Raw genomic sequence first — 16,554 nt, 5'->3', positions numbered from 1 at the left:
GGCCGCTTTCCGTTGCGCCGCAGGGGTTTCGCACGGTCGCACGCGCGGGCGAATCTGTGCGGCGGCTGAGCGAAGCCTGTCCGCGGAAGGGTTGTTCTCCTCGGCCCGGGGGTAGTACCGCGTAGACCGAATTGCCCGCCCCGTACCTGCGAGGTGATCGTCTGTGATCTTGGAAATCCTGGGCTCCGTCGTGCTCGGACTCGGCCTCTCCTGGGCGGCCCTGCGCTCCCTGTCACCCCGCCTGCCGTCCCGGCGGGCCGTCTTCGGCACCGGTGCGCTGGGAGCCCTGTTCGGCCTGTATCTGATGCACTCGGTGCTGGGCCCCGGCCATGCGGCGGCGTCACTGGTCGGCGCGGCGCTGATCTCCGCGGTGACGGTGTCGCTGCTGATCCGGCCGCGCAGCCGCAGTCTGAGCCGTTCGGCGGCGGCCTGACGCCGCCGCCGCGGCCCGTTGGGGGCGGTTCTACGCCGCCAGCCCCAGGGTGGCCATCCGCTTGGTGTGCGCCTCGGTGATCCGCGAGAACATCCGGCCGACCTCGGCCAGATCGAACCCGTCGGCCACCCCGCCCACCAGCATGGTCGACAGCGCGTCACGGTCGGCCACGACCCGCTGCGCCTGCGAGAGCGCCTCGCCCATCAGCCGGCGCGCCCACAGCGCGAGCCTGCCGCCGAGCCTCGGGTCCTCCTCGATCGCGGCGCGCACCTTCTCCACGGCGAAGTTCCCGTGCCCCGTGTCGTCGAGTACGGCGAGGACGAGGGAACGGGTGTCCGAGTCGAGCCGGGCCGCGACCTCGCGGTAGAAGTCACTGGCGATCGAGTCACCGACATAGGCCTTGACCAGGCCTTCCAGCCAGTCCGACGGTGCGGTCTGCCGGTGGAAGTCGTCGAGTGCCTTGGCGAACGGCTCCATCGCACCGGTCGGCTCGACGTCGATCGCCGTCAGCCGGTCGGTCAGCCGCTCGAAGTGATGGAATTCCGCGGACGCCATCTTCGCCAGCGCGGCCTTGTCACCCAGTGTGGGCGCGAGTTTCGCGTCCTCGGCGAGCCTCTCGAAGGCCGCCAGTTCGCCGTAGGCAAGTGCTCCCAGCAGGTCCACCACGGCGGCCCGGTACTGCGGCTCCGTGGACGCGGTGGCCCAGTCCTGGTCGGCGATTCTGGTGGATGCGGGGGTTTCCGTGGCGTTGTCAGGCGTCTCCATGGAGCGCAGAATAGCCCGCCCGCCGAGGGGCGGAAGTGTCCGGCCGCCGACTGACGTCACACCGTTCCGATGAATTCGCCCAACACAGATGCGCGAATCCGGGGTACAGTGGTATTGCGCTTACTGAGCATTTTGCAACTGCTCGTTGCGCGAAATTGAATGAGGATGCCCGGTCGGTGGCCCGATCGGCTCCGACCCGACAGCCCTCCACGCGATGCGTACGCCACGTACGACCGCAGATGAGGGGCCCCCTCAGCGGCACGAGCGCTCGAGCGACGGCAGTGGTCCCGCGCCACCCGGCCCATCCACGGCCGGATGACCAACCCCGGCACGGTACGACCCCCTTCGTTCGCCTCGGACCGCGTTTCACAGAAGAGGCAATACCCTGACTACGTTCCGAGACCTCGGGATTCTTTCCGAGACGGCCGAAGCCCTTGAGGCTGTCGGCATCATGTCCCCCTTCCCCATCCAGGAGATGACGCTCCCCGTAGCGCTCTCCGGCTCCGACGTCATCGGACAGGCCAAGACGGGCACCGGCAAGACGCTCGGTTTCGGCCTGCCGCTGCTGGAGCGCGTCACCGTCCTCGCGGACGTCGAGGCCGGCCGGGCAGCGCCCGAGAAGCTGACCGACGCTCCGCAGGCACTGATCGTCGTCCCCACCCGCGAGCTCTGTCAGCAGGTCACCAACGACCTCCTGACCGCCGGCAAGGTCCGTAACGTCCGCGTTCTCGCGATCTACGGCGGCCGGGCGTACGAGCCCCAGGTCGAGGCCCTCAAGAAGGGCGTCGACGTGGTCGTCGGCACCCCGGGCCGGCTGCTCGACCTGGCGGGCCAGCGCAAGCTCGACCTCTCGCACATCCGCGTCCTCGTCCTCGACGAGGCCGACGAGATGCTCGACCTGGGCTTCCTGCCCGACGTCGAGCGCATCATCACGATGCTGCCGGCCAAGCGGCAGACCATGCTGTTCTCGGCGACCATGCCGGGCGCGGTCATCAGTCTGGCGCGGCGCTACATGTCGCAGCCGACGCACATCAACGCCACCTCGCCCGACGACGAGGGCACGACGGTCAAGAACACTGCGCAGCACGTCTTCCGCGCCCACAACATGGACAAGCCCGAGATGGTCTCGCGCATCCTGCAGGCCAACGGCCGCGGACTCGCGATGATCTTCTGCCGCACCAAGCGCACCGCGGCCGATATCGCCGAGCAGCTGGAGAAGCGCGGTTTCGCCTCCGGCGCGGTCCACGGCGACCTCGGCCAGGGCGCCCGCGAGCAGGCGCTGCGCGCCTTCCGCAACGGCAAGGTGGACGTTCTGGTCTGCACCGACGTCGCGGCCCGCGGTATCGATGTCGAGGGTGTCACCCACGTCATCAACTACCAGTCCCCCGAGGACGAGAAGACCTATCTGCACCGCATCGGCCGCACCGGCCGCGCGGGCGCCAAGGGCATCGCGGTCACGCTGGTCGACTGGGACGACATCCCGCGCTGGCAGCTGATCAACAAGGCCCTCGACCTGAAGTTCCCGGACCCGGTCGAGACGTACTCCACGTCCCCGCACCTGTACGAGGAGCTCGACATCCCGGCCGGCACCAAGGGTGTCCTGCCGCGCACCGAGCGCACCCGTGCCGGTCTGCGGGCCGAGGAGGTCGAGGACCTCGGCGAGACCGGCGGCCGCGGCCGCAAGTCCGCCGCAGCACCGGCTCCCGCCGTCCGCGAGGAGCGCCCCCCGCGCACGCCGCGTCAGCGTCGTCGCACCCGAGGCGGTTCCGCTGCCGACGAGAACGTCGCCACGGTGCCCGCACCGGCCGCCGAAGCCGTCGAGGCGGTCGAGGTCACGGACGGGCCCGCAGAGCCGCGTACGCCCCGCCGTCGCCGGCGGGGCAGGGTCGGAGCCCCCGACGCCGCCGCCGAGGCCGCGGTGGACGTGGCCGAGACCCCGGTCGTCGTCATCGACACCGAGCCCGCTGTGAAGACCGGGGCCAAGGCGGCCAAGGCCGACGTCACGGTCGAGGTGGACACCGAGACCGAGGCCGCGAAGCCGCGCCGCCGCCGTGCCCGGGTCGCGAAGCCGGTGACGGAGGAGGTCGACTTCCAGACCGCCCCCGTGGCCGACCCCGCCCCCGAGGCGACGACGGTGACCAAGCCGCGCCGCCGCGCCCGGGTGATCAAGCCGGCCGAGGACGAGGTCGACTTCCAGATCGCGCCGATCGCCGAGCCCGAGACGGACCGGCCGCGTCGTCGCCCCCGCGCCGCCGCCAAGCCGAAGACGGAGGCCGTGGCGGACGCCGGGGCCACCGACGGCGAAGCCAAGCCGCGCAGGCGTCGCGCGCCGCGAGCGGCCGCCGCGAAGAACGAGAGCTGAGACCGGCGCCCGACAGCGTCGTATGTGCCCGACGGGCCCGAGGAATCCTCCTCGGGCCCGTCGGGCGTTCCGGGAGAGGCCGGTCCGCCACAGCCCGCCGGACAGGCTCTAACCTCGTCCCATGAGCCGGCCACCCACCTTCGTCCCGCCTCCCTGCAGCCGTGCCCGTGTGCTGCACACCGCGCGCGGGGATTTCGCCGTACTGGACGCGTCCCCGCGTACCGCACCACGCGGCACCGCTCTCCTGCTGCCCGGCTTCACCGGCAGCAAGGAGGACTTCATCGCGATGCTGGAGCCGCTCGCCGACGCCGGTTTCCGTGCCGTCGCCGTCGACGGGCGCGGGCAGTACCAGACCGGCGGAACGGACCGCCAGGAGACGTACGCACAGGACGAGCTGGCTCGTGACGTGCTCGCGCAGACGGCCGCGCTCGGCCTCGGGGACGGTGCGCTGGATCTGCTCGGGCACTCGCTCGGCGGGCTCATCGCCCGCGCCGCGGCGATCCTCGATCCCGCACCGTTCCGGTCGCTGACCCTGATGTCCTCCGGGCCCGGCCTGGTCGTCGAGTCCCAGCGGGCCAAGCTGAAGATCCTCGGCGACGCGCTGGCGACCATGAGCATGGACCAGGTCTGGGGGGCCATGCGCGCCCTCGACCCGCCCGCGGAGGCCGAGGCGGACGGCGGCGATGACCTGCGGCGGCGCTGGATGGGGCACCGGCCCGCCCAGCTCATCGCCACCGGGCGGCAACTGGCCACCGAGCCCGACCGGGTGGCCGAGGTCGCCGCCACCGGGCTGCCGGTCCATGTCGTCTCCGGCGAGCGCGACGACGTCTGGCCGGTGCCGGAACTCGACGCGATGGCAAGCCGGCTGGGTGCCCACCGGACCCGGATCGAGGGCGCCGAGCACTCCCCCAACACGGACCGGCCGGGGCCGACGGCTGCCGCGCTCGTCTCCTTCTGGGAGAGTCTTTAGCCGGCAGGTTCAGTACTGCGCCTGAAGGTGCTGCCAGAAGCCGTCCCGCAGTGCCCGGCGCAGATGCGCGTGGCCGCGCAGCGAGTGCTGGAGCAGGCGTTCGGCCTCGACCAGCAGGTCCTGGTCGACGGATCCGGGCAGATACGGGTGTCCGGGCAGCAGATCGGCCAGGGACTCGCGGCCGCGGGCGGAGAGCCAGGTTGCGGCGATCTGCGCACCGACGAAGCGGACGTCCTCGCGCGAGGGCGTGGGCGAGTCGTCCTCATAGGTGGTGACGGGGCGTCTGGTCACGTACGGGCGGCAGAAGTCCAGGTCGAAGGTGCGCTGGCTGTCGACCTCCCAGAGCAGCGGTTCGGCCTGGTTGCGGCCTTCGCCGGCCTCGATGCCCCACAGGTGGACGCGGGCCCCGTACCCCTGTGCGGCCTCGACGGCCGACACCAGGTCCTCGTCGCCGCCCACGAGTGCGGCATCGCTGATGGCGCGGTGGCGGGCGAGGGACTCCAGGTCGGTGCGGATGAGCGAGTCGACGCCCTTCTGCTGGTTGTTGGCGTTGAGGTTGCCGAGTCTGACCTTGACGTCGGGGAGTTCCGCGATGGACTGCTGCTCGACGGTGTGGATCCGGCGCCTGGCTCCGTCGTACCAGTACACGCGCAGGAGTCTGCTGTCCGCGAAGATCGTGCGGGCCTTGTCGATGAAGGCCTCGATCAGGCCTTCGGCGTCGAGGTCGAAGGAGCGCCGGTCCTCGGTGCCGGTGACGAGCAGTCCGGCGGCGGCGTACACATAGCCCGCGTCCACGAAGATCGCGTGGGTCGAAGGGGTCTTCGATACCTCGGCGAGCATGCGCTGGAGCAGCTCGTTGGCGCGGTCCAGACGCTCGCCGATCTCTGCCTCGTTCATACGGGCCTCGTCGCGGATGTCGTTGTCCGCGCATGCTCGGTTACCTGCTGGTACTTAGACATCCAAAAAATTTCCTTAGCGTAGGGAATGATTGCAGGGGGCAAGCCGTTGTACACCTCGTGGGGCGCGAGACGTAACAGCCTGGCGCTCCTCATCCTTGCGGACGGATCACCGTCCTCCCAGTAGTTCTCCAGCAGGAGGATCAGACGAAGGGAAGCCATATGCGCTTCGAGATCACGCGACTCGACGATGTCGACGGTACCGCCGTGGACAGCACCGTCGTGGACGCCGCCTCCGTCAACCGGATCGTGCAGCAGGCCGCCGCAGTGGGCCAGCGCATCTATATCCGCCCGGCCGACACCTCGGCTTCGTAACGCATTGCCGGCATAAAGACGAAGCGCCCCCGCACGGAAGGACCGTGCGGGGGCGCTGTGGTGTGCGGGGCCGGGTCAGGCGTTCTGGATGACCTGGGTGACACCGTTGATGATCTGCTGCACGGCGATGGCGGACAGCATCATCCCGGCCAGCCTGGTGACGAGCACGACGCCGCCGTCCTTGATGACCCGGATGATCAGCAGCGAGTAGCGCATGGTCAGCCAGAGCACGACGTGCATGGCGACGATCGCCGTCCAGACCGAGAGCTGGCCGCCCACGCCGTCGGCGTGCTGCACGGCGAGGATCACCGAGACGATCGCACCGGGCCCGGCGAGCAGCGGCATGCCCAGCGGTACGAGCGCCACGTTGACGTCCTTGGTCTGCGTGGGCTCGTCGGTCTTGCCGGTCAGCAGGTCCAGCGCGATCAGCAGCAGGAGCAGTCCGCCCGCGATCATCAGCGCGGGTACGGAGACATGCAGGTAGTCCAGGATCTGCTGGCCGAGCACCCCGAAGACGGCGATCACGCCGAACGCGACGGAGACCGCCTGCAGCGCCATCCTGCGCTGCATTCTGGCGGGGCGGCCGGCGGTGAGAGCCAGGAAGATCGGGGTGATTCCGGGCGGATCCATAATCACAAAAAGCGTGAGAAAAAGGGATCCGAAGACAGCGACGTCGAACACAGTGAGCCTTGCGGGGAGAGAGCGGGAATTCGGCTGGAAGGTGCGCACCGCGAAGGTGCCGCGCCGATTGCCGTCAGAGGGTCCTGACGGCAGCCGCGACGGGCCGGTGCGCAAGGGTTGGAACGGACGGCATGGCGCCGTGGCGCCGGGCGTGAAGGTGTTGCGCGGGCGCCGTTACCGGACGAGCGGTCCTCCGGCTCCCGGCACCGGGAAGGCTCCCGTGGCGCGCCGGGTGATCTCGCCGTAGATCTCGGGGTCGGTCACGTTCTCGCCGAGCCGTACGGTCTTGCGGCTGCCGTGGTAGTCGCTCGAACCGGTGGTCAGCAGGCCCAGCTCGCGGGCGAGCCCGCGCAGTCCGGCCCTGGTCGGCTCGTCGTGGTCCATGTGGTCGACCTCGATGCCGTCGAGCCCGGCGGCGGCCAGCGCCGCGATGGCGGACTCGGGGACCACCTGGCCGCGCTTGACGGCGGCCGGGTGGGCGAAGACGGTGACGCCGCCGGCGGCCTTGACCAGCCGGACCGCGTCGAAGGGGTCGAGCTCGTGCTTCTCGGCGTGCGCACGCCCGCCGTCGGCGAGCCACTGCGGCGTGAAGGCGTCGGAGACGGATCCGACGACACCGAGCTCGACCAGCGCGGTGGCGATGTGCGGCCGTCCGACCGATCCGTCGCCGGCGATCCGTGCGACCCGCTCCCATTCGACGGGCACGCCCAGCTCCTGGAGCTTGCGCACCATCGTCCGCGCGCGCGGCACCCGGTCGTCGCGCACCAGCTCGCGCTCGCGCGCCAGCTCGGGCTCGTCGGGGTCGAAGAGGTACGCCAGCATGTGCAGGCCCACGCCGTCGAGCCGGCAGGAGAGCTCGGCGCCGGTGACCAGCGTGAGCCCCTCGGGGAGGGCCGCTGTCGCCTCGGCGTGCCCGCGGACCGTGTCGTGATCGGTGAGGGCGACGACGTCCAGACCCGCGGCGGCGGCGTTGCGCACCAGCTCGGCGGGGGTGTCCGTACCGTCCGACGCGGTGGAGTGGGTGTGCAGGTCGATGCGCACGACACGTACTCCAGTTGCTCGCGGCCGGATGGGGAACGCCCAAGGATAACCGGCGAACGCGCGGGTTCCGGCCGCGCTCAGGCTCCGCCCAGCAGCCGGGGCGTGAGCGCGCCGCAGGGCACGAGGTCGACCTCTCCCCCGGCGTCGCGCAGATCGGTCAGCACCAGCTCGTCGTACATCAGGAGGCCCGACTGCTCGGGCCAGACGATCGCCCAGAGCCACAGGCCGCGCGCCTCGCCCGCGAAGACCGCGCGGTCGTCCGGGGCGTCCTTCACGTGCCAGAGCGGGGTGGGACGTCCGGCGGCGAGCACCTTCACGTCCGGCGGCCCGTCCACCCGCAGATACGGGCCGGGGTCGGGGCCGTCGATTCCGGCGTACCGCGCACCGAGTCCGACGCCGAGCTCCTCGGCCACGAGCAGCAGCTCACCGATGCCGCCGAGCGGACCGGGTCCGGAGCAGGCGACGGCGGTGGCCCGGCCGCCGCTGCGGTCGTCGCCCGCGCACGCCACGCCGGTGAAGAGCCAGCCCACCGGCAGCGGCCAGGGCATCCACACCGGCACCTGGGCACGGTGGACGACCACCCCGAGTGCTTCGACGCTGGGCGGGATGACCGGCTGCATCGGGTGCACGCTGCCGTGCACATCGCACTGCCAGGTGTCGTCGAAGAAACCGGGCGCCTTGACCCGGCCTCCGCACTTCGGGCAACTGGGTTCGCCCCTCATAGCCACCAACGGTCCTCCCCGGCCGTCGCCGCGTCAAGGACGATCACCCTTCCGCAGCGTGGCCCCCGTCAGAGGTTTTAGATGTAGCTTGCATTTATTAGCCCCCCTAACTTATTCTGTGTATAACACAACGATCTAGTGGAGAGCGAGGAGAGCCATGCAGGGAGAGGATCCTTTCGACCAGGAAGCGGTCAGCATCCTGCGCCAGCCGAAGGCCGTCTGGGCCACAGCGGGCGCCTCTGTTGTCGCGTTCATGGGAATCGGCCTGGTGGACCCGATTCTGCCGTCCATCGCCAAGGGCCTGGAGGCGACGCCGAGCCAGGTGTCCCTGCTCTTCACCTCGTACTTCCTGATCACGGCCGTCGCGATGCTGGTGACCGGCTTCGTCTCCAGCCGGATCGGCGGCCGCAAGACGCTGCTGGCCGGTCTGGCGCTCGTCGTGGTCTTCGCCGCGCTCTCGGGCACCTCGTCCTCCGTCGCGGAGCTCGTCGGCTTCCGGGCCGGCTGGGGCCTCGGCAACGCCCTCTTCGTCTCGACCGCGCTCGCCGTGATCGTCGGTGCGGCGGCGGGCGGCAGCTCGGCCGCGATCCTGCTGTACGAGTCGGCGCTCGGCCTCGGCATGGCCTGCGGGCCACTGCTCGGCGCCCTGCTCGGTGACGCCAGCTGGCGCTACCCGTTCTTCGGCACGGCCGCGCTGATGGCCATCGGCTTCGTCTGCATCACGGCGTTCCTCAAGGAACAGCCCAGGCCGGCCCGTAAGACGTCGCTGCTGGACCCGGTCAGGGCGCTCGGCCACGGCGGGCTCGCCTCCGTCGCCACCTCCGCGTTCTTCTACAACTACGCGTTCTTCACGATCCTGGCGTTCACGCCGTTCGTGCTGAACATGTCGCCGTACAAGTCCGGTGCCGTCTTCTTCGCCTGGGGCCTGCTGCTGGCCGTCTTCTCGGTGCTCGTCGCGCCGAGGCTGCAGAAGCGCTTCGGCTCGCTCAAGGTGGTCGGCGCCTCCCTGGTGCTGCTCGCCGCGGACCTGGTGATCCTCGGCTACGGCAACCACACCGCGGCCGTCGTGTGCACCATCGTCTCCGGTGCCTTCATCGGCATGAACAACACCGTCTACACGGAGCTGGCGCTCGGGGTGTCCGACGCGCCGCGGCCGGTGGCCAGCGCCGGTTACAACTTCGTCCGCTGGTTCGCCGCGGCAGCCGCGCCCTACCTGGCCCCGAAGATCGAGGAGTGGAGCAACATCCACATCCCGTTCGTGGTCGCCGCCGTCGCCGCGGTCGTCGGCGCGATCGTCATCTGGATCCGGCGCTCGGCGCTGACGCACGAGGCGCAGGAGCTGGAACCGGAGCACGCCACCGAGGACGGCGTCACGGTCTTCGCCAGCTGAGACGCCCGGCGTCCCTCCCCCGTACCGCCCCGCCCGTGGCCTCGTCATCGCCGCACGGCGGGGCCTTCGGCTGTTCCGTACGTCTCGCGGAGGTCAGTCCAGGGCCACCGAGGCACGCAGCGGATCGCGCAGGTCCGTCCCCTGGGACAGCCACCGCTCCTGGAGCTCCTGCGCCCCCCGGACCCGCTTCCAGGCCGCCTCGTTGTGCGTCATCGGCAGCAGCGGCAGGAACCGCACCGCCTCCATGGGGGCCTCCAGCTCCAGATCCTCCACCAGCCCCCCGGACTCGGCGACGAGCACCGAGGTGAACGGCGCTCCCGGCCACAGCGGTTCGCCGACGTCCAGCGAGGCGCCGGGGGCCACGATCAACCCCTCCACCTGCGGCGAGGCCGCCAGCACGGCCAGCTTGCGCAGCACCTGGTCGGTGTCGGCGAGGCCGGCCCGCACCGACAGGAGCAGTTCGGCCCGCGGCCCCTTCACGGGGTCGGCGAGCGCCTCGGTCGGGTCGGACATCGGCTGCGCGGACATGCCGAGCGTGGCGTACCTCACCACGTCGCCGTCGATGAACCGCAGCACCTCGATCCGGTCCGTGCCGAGAAACGTCACTGCCGCGCGCGCGTCCGGTTCGCCCAGGGCCGTCCGGAGACGGGCCTCGACCGGAGCAAGAATTTCTGCCATGCGGCGAGCATAGGACGCGTATGGAACGGGCAAAGTAAGAGATTGGCCCTGTGGCGGCTGATAGCCTGGGCCCGCCGGTCGGGACAGCACGCAGAAGCGTTGCTCTCAAGTCCCGACGAAACGTCATCCCCCACGGGGGACCGACCGGAGGAGGTGGGGCTGCGGTGGATCCAAGTCGACCGTGCAGTACTAGCCGCTCTTCCGCTCGTCACCTTTCTTCTGTGATCTGACGCCTTCTCGGTCAAGGCTCATGGCATTTCGCACGACGGAAGAGCACTCCTTTTTGCCTGTCTGTAGCGAACGCCGTCATCGCGCCGCCGCGGTGCCGCCCGCTTTGCGGACGTGAGCCCACGTCCCCATTCCGGGCTGTTCCACGCCCTCGCCGACGGCCCTCCGTGAAGGAGCCAGCCATGTCGATGATCCGTGACCTGCGCGCTGTGGTGCGCCCGTCCCTGCGCAAGACCAACACCCTGCACAGCAGTTACGACGCCACGCGTGATCCCTCCGCCTCCAGCGCCGTCGTCGACTGCGCGGTCTACCGCGACGGACGCCGCGTCGACGAGGTGGACGGCACCTGCCGTACGCCGCACGAGGCGATGCTCCGGGTGCGCGAGGAGGGCGGCTTCGCCTGGATCGGCCTCCACGAGCCGACCGAGGAGGAATTCGCGGGCATCGCCCGGGAGTTCGGGCTGCACCCGCTGGCCGTGGAGGACGCCGTGCACGCCCACCAGCGGCCGAAGCTGGAGCGGTACGACGACACCCTGTTCACCGTCTTCAAGACCATCCACTACGTCGAGCACGCCGAGCTGACCGCGACCAGCGAGGTCGTGGAAACCGGCGAGGTGATGTGCTTCACCGGCCGGGACTTCGTCATCACCGTGCGGCACGGCGGCCACGGCTCGCTGCGCGCACTGCGCCACCGGCTCCAGGACGACCCCGAACTGCTCACCAAGGGGCCCTCGTCGGTCCTGCACTCCATCGCCGACCATGTCGTCGACGGATACATCGCGGTCGCGGGTGCGGTCCAGGACGACATCGACGAGGTCGAGATCGAGGTCTTCTCCACCCCGGACAAGGGCAGCTCGCGCGGTTCGGACGCGGGCCGGATCTACCAGCTGAAGCGTGAGGTGCTGGAGTTCAAACGGGCCGTCTCGCCGCTGCTGCGCCCGATGCAGCTGCTCAGCGAGCGGCCGATGAGACTGATCGACCCGGACATCCAGAAGTACTTCCGGGACGTCGCCGACCACCTCGTACGGGTGCAGGAGGAGGTCATCGGCTTCGACGAGCTCCTCAACTCCATCCTCCAGGCCAATCTGGCGCAGGCGACCGTCGCACAGAACGAGGACATGCGCAAGATCACCTCCTGGGCGGCCATCATCGCCGTTCCGACGATGATCTGCGGGGTCTACGGCATGAACTTCGACCACATGCCGGAGCTGGCCTGGACCTACGGCTATCCGATGGTGCTGGGCTTCATCGGGGTGGTCTGCTTCTCCATCCACCGCATGCTCAAGCGCAACGGCTGGCTCTGACGGCCGGTGGGCCAGAGACGGGACAGCCCTTAAGCTCTGCGTCATGACTGCTGCTGACGCCCTGCTCGGACCGGCGCTCGTCGAGGAGGCCACCAAGAAGTCGGGCCTGGTCTGGGTACGCGGCAGCGGACCCGCGCGGGCGCTGTGGCACGTGTGGCACGAGGGTGCGGCGCACTTCGTCGGGGACGGCCCCGGCGAGCAGCCGTTGCCGGCCGGTCTCACGGACGGTGCCAACGCCGAGGTGACGGTCCGCAGCAAGGACAAGGGCGGCCGGCTGGTCGCCTGGACGGCCTCGGTGGCCCAGCTGGCACCGCACTCCGCCGAGTGGGAGGCCGCGGTCGCCGAGCTCAAGGGCAAACGGCTCAACGCACCGGACGCCGAGCTGATGACGGAGCGCTGGGCGCGCGAGTGCCGGATCGTCCGGCTCACGCCCCTCGACTCCCGTACGGACCTGCCGGGGACCTCGGGGGCGGCGGCGCCGCTCCCGACCGGCGCGACCACCCGACTGCCGGTGCCGGCAGGACTGCCGCGGCTGCTGAAGCGGTCGCTCAGGAAGTCCTGAACGGGGCCGGGCGTGCGGGGCGGCGGATCGTCCCGCGGCCGGTCCCGGCCCTACGACGAGGACTTGGGCAGCTGCTGCCCGTAGTCGACCGTGTCGTCCTCGGCCGGGGCCTTGAGCGCGAAGTCCTTGCCCCAGTCCGCGAGGGTGACGACGCCCCCGCCGCCGGCCCGGGCGAAGCGCAGCGGATACGGCTTGCCCTCCAGGGACACGTCCAGGGTGCCGCCCTCGCCCTCACCCCCCGTGACCCGGATGGTGCGCACCTCGCCGACCTTGCCGCGGTCGCCCTTGCCGACCTCGCCGTTCAGCTTGAGCAGCCCGTCGAGCAGGACCTTCTTGTCCGTGAAGCCGCGCAGCTGCTTGTACGTGGGGTCGTCCTCGGGGACCTTGACGTACTTGTCGTTCAGCTTCTCCGCCGCCGCCCCGTCCGCGTCGCCGGTCTTCTTGCCCGCGCCCGTATCGCCGCGGCTCCAGAAACCGGCGTCGGCCTTGAGGTAGAGCACGTCGCCGATCCGGAGCAGCTCGAAAGTGCTGTTCTTCGACGTGACGGAGCCCGCCCCGCCCTTGTCCTTGAGCCGCATGTCGAGCTTGTACGTGCCGCCCTTGCTGACGAGCGTGCCGGCCAGCCGGACCGTGCCGGAGGAGGCCGCCGCGGTCTGCGCCTTCTTCTCGATCTGCGGCGCGTCCAGTCTGCCGACGCCGTTGGTCCCCTTGTCCGGATCCTCGTCCCCGCACGCGGTCAGTGCCGCGGTCAGCCCCGCACAGAGCACGACGGCGAGGGAGGCGGTCCGGCGGCGGGCCCGGACGGGCGGGACAAAAGAGGTCACAGGCGCACTGCCTCTCATCTGCATGGTGGGGGTGGCAGACGGCAGCGTACCCGTGCTGCCTACGCCTTCCGGCAGAGAGGCGTGAGGACAGCTCGCCGGGGCGACCCGGAGCGGTACGGGCTAGCCTGATCCCGTCATAACGGTGCAATAAATGTCAGAACAGACCGGATGTGTAAGTCCGGCGGCGCAGGAGGAGGTGCGGGCGTGGCAGCAGGAACGCCGCGGGTTTTCGTCTCGCACCTCTCCGGTGTGCCGGTCTTCGACCCGAACGGCGACCAGGTGGGCCGGGTCCGCGACCTGGTCGCGATGCTCCGGGTCGGCGGCCGGCCGCCGAGGCTGCTCGGCATCGTGGTCGAGGTGGTGAGCCGGCGCCGGATCTTCCTTCCGATGACCCGGGTGACGGGCATCGAGTCCGGACAGGTCATCACCACAGGTGTGGTCAACATGCGGCGCTTCGAACAGCGGCCCACCGAACGTCTGGTGCTCGGCGAGTTCCTCGACCGGCGGGTCAGCCTGGTGGAGACCGGCGAGGAGGTCACCATCCTCGACGTCGCGATCCAGCAGCTGCCGGCCCGCCGCGACTGGGAGATCGACAAGTACTTCGTACGCAAGGGCAGGGGCGGGGCGCTGCGCCGCAAGGGCGAGACCCTGACGGTCGAGTGGTCCGCGGTCAGCGGCTTCTCGCTGGACGAGCACGGCCAGGGCGCGGAGTCGCTGGTCGCCACGTTCGAGAAGCTGCGCCCGACCGATGTGGCCAACGCCCTGCACCACCTCTCCCCGAAGCGGCGGGCGGAGGTCGCCGCCGCCCTCGACGACGACCGGCTCGCCGACGTCCTGGAGGAGCTCCCCGAGGACGACCAGGTGGAGATCATCGGCAAGCTCCAGGAGGAGCGCGCGGCGGACGTCCTGGAGGCGATGGACCCGGACGACGCGGCCGACCTGCTCTCCGAGCTGCCCGAGGAGGACAAGGAACGGCTGCTGACGCTGATGCGCCCGGACGACGCGGCCGATGTGCGGCGCCTCCTGTCGTACGAGGAGCGGACCGCGGGCGGGCTCATGACCACCGAGCCGATCATCCTGCGCCCGGACGCGACGGTCGCCGACGCACTCGCCCGGGTCCGCCAGTCGGACCTGTCCCCGGCGCTCGCCGCGCAGGTGTACGTGTGCCGGTCGCCGGACGAGACACCCACGGGCAAGTACCTCGGCACGGTGCACTTCCAGCGGCTGCTGCGGGACCCCCCGTTCACCCTCGTCAGCTCGATCGTCGACAGCGATCTGGTGGCGCTGCCGCCGGGCACCCCGCTGTCGGTGGTGACCAGCTATCTGGCCGCCTACAACCTGGTCTCGGTGCCCGTGGTGGACGAGAGCGGCTCGCTGCTCGGTGCGGTGACCGTCGACGACGTGCTCGACCACCTGCTGCCCGACGACTGGCGGGAGACCGACTTCCACGGCCGCGAGGGGGTGCTCCGTGGCCGGTGAGGACCGCTCCAGGGCGTCCAACGGCGCGACGGCCCTGACCCGTAGCCCCAGGACCCGCCTCGACCAGCCGAAGGACCCGCGGCGGCGGCTGCTGCCGGAGTACGACCCCGAGGCGTTCGGCAGGTTCTCGGAGCGGATCGCGCGCTTCCTGGGGACCGGACGGTTCATCGTCTGGATGACGCTGATCATCATCATCTGGGTGGTGTGGAACATCTTCGCGCCCGAGAAGCTGCGGTTCGACGAGTACCCGTTCATCTTCCTGACGCTGATGCTCTCCCTCCAGGCCTCGTACGCGGCCCCGCTGATCCTGCTCGCGCAGAACCGGCAGGACGACCGCGACCGGGTCACCCACGAGCAGGACCGCGCCCAGAACGAGCGCTCCATCGCCGACACCGAGTACCTGACCAGGGAGATCGCGGCACTGCGGATGGGGCTCGGCGAGGTCGCCACCCGCGACTGGATCCGCTCCGAACTGGAGGACCTGGTGAGAGATCTGGACGACCGCCGGACACCGGCCGCGGCCGAGAGTGACGAAGACCGCTGACGGGGCTACCCACGCGTAGCTACACGCGCCGTACCATCGTCCGTATGGCTACGGAAGACGCGGTGCTTGAGGCACTGGCGACAGTGAACGACCCGGAGATCCACCGCCCGATCACCGAGCTGGGCATGGTGAAATCGGTCGAGATCGATCCTGACGGTGTGGTCGCTGTCACGGTGTATCTCACCGTTTCCGGCTGTCCGATGCGCGAAACGATCACCAACAACGTGACCGACGCGGTGGCCCGCGTCGAAGGAGTGTCACGGGTCGAGGTCACGCTCGACGTGATGAGCGACGAGCAGCGCAAGGACCTGGCGTCCTCGCTGCGCGGCGGCACGGCGGAGCGGGAGGTGCCGTTCGCCCAGCCCGGCTCGCTGACCCGGGTGTACGCGGTCGCCTCCGGAAAGGGCGGCGTCGGCAAGTCGTCGGTGACCGTGAACCTGGCGGCCGCGATGGCCGCCGACGGCCTCAAGGTCGGCGTCGTGGACGCGGACATCTACGGGCACAGCGTGCCCCGGATGCTCGGTGCGGACGGCAAGCCGACCCAGGTCGAGAACATGATCATGCCGCCGTCGGCGCACGGCGTGAAGGTCATCTCCATCGGCATGTTCACCCCGGGCAACGCCCCGGTGGTGTGGCGCGGACCGATGCTGCACCGCGCGCTCCAGCAGTTCCTCGCCGATGTGTACTGGGGCGACCTGGACGTCCTGCTGCTCGACCTGCCGCCGGGCACCGGTGACATCGCGATCTCCGTGGCCCAGCTGGTCCCGAATGCGGAGATCCTGGTCGTCACGACCCCGCAGCAGGCCGCGGCCGAGGTGGCCGAGCGAGCCGGCTCGATCGCCGTGCAGACCCACCAGAAGATCGTCGGTGTCGTCGAGAACATGTCGGGCATGCCGTGCCCACACTGCGACGAGATGGTCGACGTGTTCGGCTCGGGCGGCGGCGCGCGGGTCGCCGAGGGGCTGACGAAGACGGTCGGCGCGGAGGTGCCGGTCCTCGGCTCCATCCCGATCGACGTACGGCTGCGCGAGGGCGGCGACGAGGGCAAGCCGGTCGTGCTGTCCGACCCCGACTCCCCGGCGGGCAAGGCCCTGCGCTCCATCGCGGACAAGCTGAGCGGCCGTCAGCGCGGCCTGTCCGGCATGTCCCTGGGTATCACCCCGCGCAACAAGTTCTGACGACGGCGGAAACGTGGGGGGGGGGGGGGGGGGGGCCCCCCCCCCCCCCCCCCCCCCCCCCCCCCCCCCCCCCCCGGGGCGGTTAAAAAAAAACAAAACCACAACAAAAATAAGGAAGACGA

17 protein-coding genes are annotated in these 16,554 nt (G+C 70.4%); 10 read left to right on the top strand and 7 right to left on the bottom strand.

Annotated features, from left to right (window positions below):
- Positions 1 to 163: 163 nt before the first annotated feature.
- Positions 164 to 433 carry a hypothetical protein gene (locus tag ACFVW8_RS33455; protein ID WP_389696752.1) on the top strand — a complete coding sequence of 90 codons (270 nt, stop codon included), beginning with the start codon at positions 164 to 166 and terminating at the stop codon, positions 431 to 433.
- A 30-nt stretch (positions 434 to 463) separates the two neighbouring features.
- On the opposite strand, the gene ACFVW8_RS33450 is transcribed toward ACFVW8_RS33455, so the two are convergent.
- Positions 464 to 1,198, bottom strand: coding sequence for a ferritin-like fold-containing protein (locus ACFVW8_RS33450; protein WP_389696750.1), 735 nt, complete (start codon positions 1,196 to 1,198; stop codon positions 464 to 466).
- Positions 1,199 to 1,673: 475 nt separating this feature from the next.
- Between ACFVW8_RS33450 and ACFVW8_RS33445 the strand changes: the two genes are divergently transcribed.
- A complete protein-coding gene (locus ACFVW8_RS33445) occupies positions 1,674 to 3,560 on the top strand; it encodes a DEAD/DEAH box helicase (protein ID WP_389696748.1) in 1,887 nt (628 codons plus the stop codon).
- Between the two features lie 121 nt (positions 3,561 to 3,681).
- A complete protein-coding gene (locus ACFVW8_RS33440) occupies positions 3,682 to 4,530 on the top strand; it encodes an alpha/beta fold hydrolase (protein WP_389696746.1) in 849 nt (282 codons plus the stop codon).
- A gap of 9 nt (positions 4,531 to 4,539) precedes the next feature.
- On the opposite strand, the gene ACFVW8_RS33435 is transcribed toward ACFVW8_RS33440, so the two are convergent.
- A complete protein-coding gene (locus tag ACFVW8_RS33435) occupies positions 4,540 to 5,427 on the bottom strand; it encodes an NYN domain-containing protein (RefSeq protein WP_389696744.1) in 888 nt (295 codons plus the stop codon).
- Between the two features lie 221 nt (positions 5,428 to 5,648).
- On the opposite strand from ACFVW8_RS33435, the gene ACFVW8_RS33430 reads away from it, so the two are divergent.
- Positions 5,649 to 5,801 carry a hypothetical protein gene (locus ACFVW8_RS33430; protein ID WP_384134054.1) on the top strand — a complete coding sequence of 51 codons (153 nt, stop codon included), beginning with the start codon at positions 5,649 to 5,651 and terminating at the stop codon, positions 5,799 to 5,801.
- 75 nt (positions 5,802 to 5,876) lie between these two features.
- Here ACFVW8_RS33430 and ACFVW8_RS33425 read toward each other — a convergent pair whose 3' ends face one another.
- The 3 genes from ACFVW8_RS33425 to ACFVW8_RS33415 form a co-directional block, all read right to left on the bottom strand.
- Complete coding sequence (locus ACFVW8_RS33425) at positions 5,877 to 6,482, bottom strand: MarC family protein (protein ID WP_389696742.1); 606 nt, start codon at positions 6,480 to 6,482, stop codon at positions 5,877 to 5,879.
- Positions 6,483 to 6,656: 174 nt separating this feature from the next.
- Positions 6,657 to 7,523, bottom strand: a complete 867-nt coding sequence (locus ACFVW8_RS33420; RefSeq protein ID WP_389696740.1) for a PHP domain-containing protein — start codon at positions 7,521 to 7,523, stop codon at positions 6,657 to 6,659.
- A gap of 77 nt (positions 7,524 to 7,600) precedes the next feature.
- Complete coding sequence (locus ACFVW8_RS33415) at positions 7,601 to 8,245, bottom strand: DUF6758 family protein (protein ID WP_389696738.1); 645 nt, start codon at positions 8,243 to 8,245, stop codon at positions 7,601 to 7,603.
- 157 nt (positions 8,246 to 8,402) lie between these two features.
- On the opposite strand from ACFVW8_RS33415, the gene ACFVW8_RS33410 reads away from it, so the two are divergent.
- Positions 8,403 to 9,635 carry an MFS transporter gene (locus ACFVW8_RS33410; RefSeq protein WP_389696736.1) on the top strand — a complete coding sequence of 411 codons (1,233 nt, stop codon included), beginning with the start codon at positions 8,403 to 8,405 and terminating at the stop codon, positions 9,633 to 9,635.
- Positions 9,636 to 9,728: 93 nt separating this feature from the next.
- Here ACFVW8_RS33410 and ACFVW8_RS33405 read toward each other — a convergent pair whose 3' ends face one another.
- Positions 9,729 to 10,313 carry a suppressor of fused domain protein gene (locus ACFVW8_RS33405; RefSeq protein ID WP_389696734.1) on the bottom strand — a complete coding sequence of 195 codons (585 nt, stop codon included), beginning with the start codon at positions 10,311 to 10,313 and terminating at the stop codon, positions 9,729 to 9,731.
- 410 nt (positions 10,314 to 10,723) lie between these two features.
- Between ACFVW8_RS33405 and ACFVW8_RS33400 the strand changes: the two genes are divergently transcribed.
- Both ACFVW8_RS33400 and ACFVW8_RS33395 read left to right on the top strand, forming a co-directional pair.
- Complete coding sequence (locus tag ACFVW8_RS33400; RefSeq protein WP_389696732.1) at positions 10,724 to 11,845, top strand: magnesium and cobalt transport protein CorA; 1,122 nt, start codon at positions 10,724 to 10,726, stop codon at positions 11,843 to 11,845.
- Positions 11,846 to 11,888: 43 nt separating this feature from the next.
- On the top strand, positions 11,889 to 12,407 hold the full coding sequence (locus ACFVW8_RS33395; protein WP_389696730.1) for a hypothetical protein: 519 nt from the start codon (positions 11,889 to 11,891) through the stop codon (positions 12,405 to 12,407).
- Positions 12,408 to 12,457: 50 nt separating this feature from the next.
- On the opposite strand, the gene ACFVW8_RS33390 is transcribed toward ACFVW8_RS33395, so the two are convergent.
- The gene (locus tag ACFVW8_RS33390) at positions 12,458 to 13,231 is read right to left on the bottom strand and encodes a hypothetical protein (protein ID WP_389696728.1); all 774 of its coding nucleotides are present in this window, start codon (positions 13,229 to 13,231) and stop codon (positions 12,458 to 12,460) included.
- 204 nt (positions 13,232 to 13,435) lie between these two features.
- Between ACFVW8_RS33390 and ACFVW8_RS33385 the strand changes: the two genes are divergently transcribed.
- Genes ACFVW8_RS33385 through ACFVW8_RS33375 form a run of 3 tightly spaced genes read left to right on the top strand, consistent with a single transcriptional unit; the run spans position 13,436 to position 16,432 of the window.
- Complete coding sequence (locus tag ACFVW8_RS33385) at positions 13,436 to 14,710, top strand: magnesium transporter MgtE N-terminal domain-containing protein (RefSeq protein WP_389696726.1); 1,275 nt, start codon at positions 13,436 to 13,438, stop codon at positions 14,708 to 14,710.
- Complete coding sequence (locus ACFVW8_RS33380; RefSeq protein ID WP_389696724.1) at positions 14,700 to 15,254, top strand: DUF1003 domain-containing protein; 555 nt, start codon at positions 14,700 to 14,702, stop codon at positions 15,252 to 15,254. Before ACFVW8_RS33385 ends, ACFVW8_RS33380 begins: the two co-directional genes overlap by 11 nt.
- Before the next feature lie 44 nt (positions 15,255 to 15,298).
- Positions 15,299 to 16,432: an Mrp/NBP35 family ATP-binding protein gene (locus ACFVW8_RS33375; RefSeq protein WP_389696722.1), complete on the top strand. Its 1,134-nt coding sequence runs from the start codon at positions 15,299 to 15,301 to the stop codon at positions 16,430 to 16,432.
- The last annotated feature ends 122 nt before the right edge of the window (positions 16,433 to 16,554 follow it).

The sequence above is a fragment of the Streptomyces sp. NPDC058221 genome (genome assembly GCF_042882365.1).
In the GTDB taxonomy this organism is placed as follows: domain Bacteria; phylum Actinomycetota; class Actinomycetes; order Streptomycetales; family Streptomycetaceae; genus Streptomyces.
The sequence above is the reverse complement of the archived record's forward strand: the minus strand, read 5'-3'. Positions and strand labels throughout refer to the sequence as shown.

What these genes read in the sequence shown, in the direction of transcription:
- ACFVW8_RS33450 (WP_389696750.1), bottom strand. Translation starts at nt 1,198, where the DNA reads ATGGAGACGCCTGACAACGCCACGGAAACCCCCGCATCCACCAGAATC.
- ACFVW8_RS33445 (WP_389696748.1), top strand. Translation starts at nt 1,674, where the DNA reads ATGACGCTCCCCGTAGCGCTCTCCGGCTCCGACGTCATCGGACAGGCC.
- ACFVW8_RS33440 (WP_389696746.1), top strand. Translation starts at nt 3,682, where the DNA reads ATGAGCCGGCCACCCACCTTCGTCCCGCCTCCCTGCAGCCGTGCCCGT.
- ACFVW8_RS33435 (WP_389696744.1), bottom strand. Translation starts at nt 5,427, where the DNA reads ATGAACGAGGCAGAGATCGGCGAGCGTCTGGACCGCGCCAACGAGCTG.
- ACFVW8_RS33430 (WP_384134054.1), top strand. Translation starts at nt 5,649, where the DNA reads ATGCGCTTCGAGATCACGCGACTCGACGATGTCGACGGTACCGCCGTG.
- ACFVW8_RS33415 (WP_389696738.1), bottom strand. Translation starts at nt 8,245, where the DNA reads ATGAGGGGCGAACCCAGTTGCCCGAAGTGCGGAGGCCGGGTCAAGGCG.
- ACFVW8_RS33410 (WP_389696736.1), top strand. Translation starts at nt 8,403, where the DNA reads ATGCAGGGAGAGGATCCTTTCGACCAGGAAGCGGTCAGCATCCTGCGC.
- ACFVW8_RS33405 (WP_389696734.1), bottom strand. Translation starts at nt 10,313, where the DNA reads ATGGCAGAAATTCTTGCTCCGGTCGAGGCCCGTCTCCGGACGGCCCTG.
- ACFVW8_RS33400 (WP_389696732.1), top strand. Translation starts at nt 10,724, where the DNA reads ATGTCGATGATCCGTGACCTGCGCGCTGTGGTGCGCCCGTCCCTGCGC.
- ACFVW8_RS33395 (WP_389696730.1), top strand. Translation starts at nt 11,889, where the DNA reads ATGACTGCTGCTGACGCCCTGCTCGGACCGGCGCTCGTCGAGGAGGCC.
- ACFVW8_RS33375 (WP_389696722.1), top strand. Translation starts at nt 15,299, where the DNA reads ATGGCTACGGAAGACGCGGTGCTTGAGGCACTGGCGACAGTGAACGAC.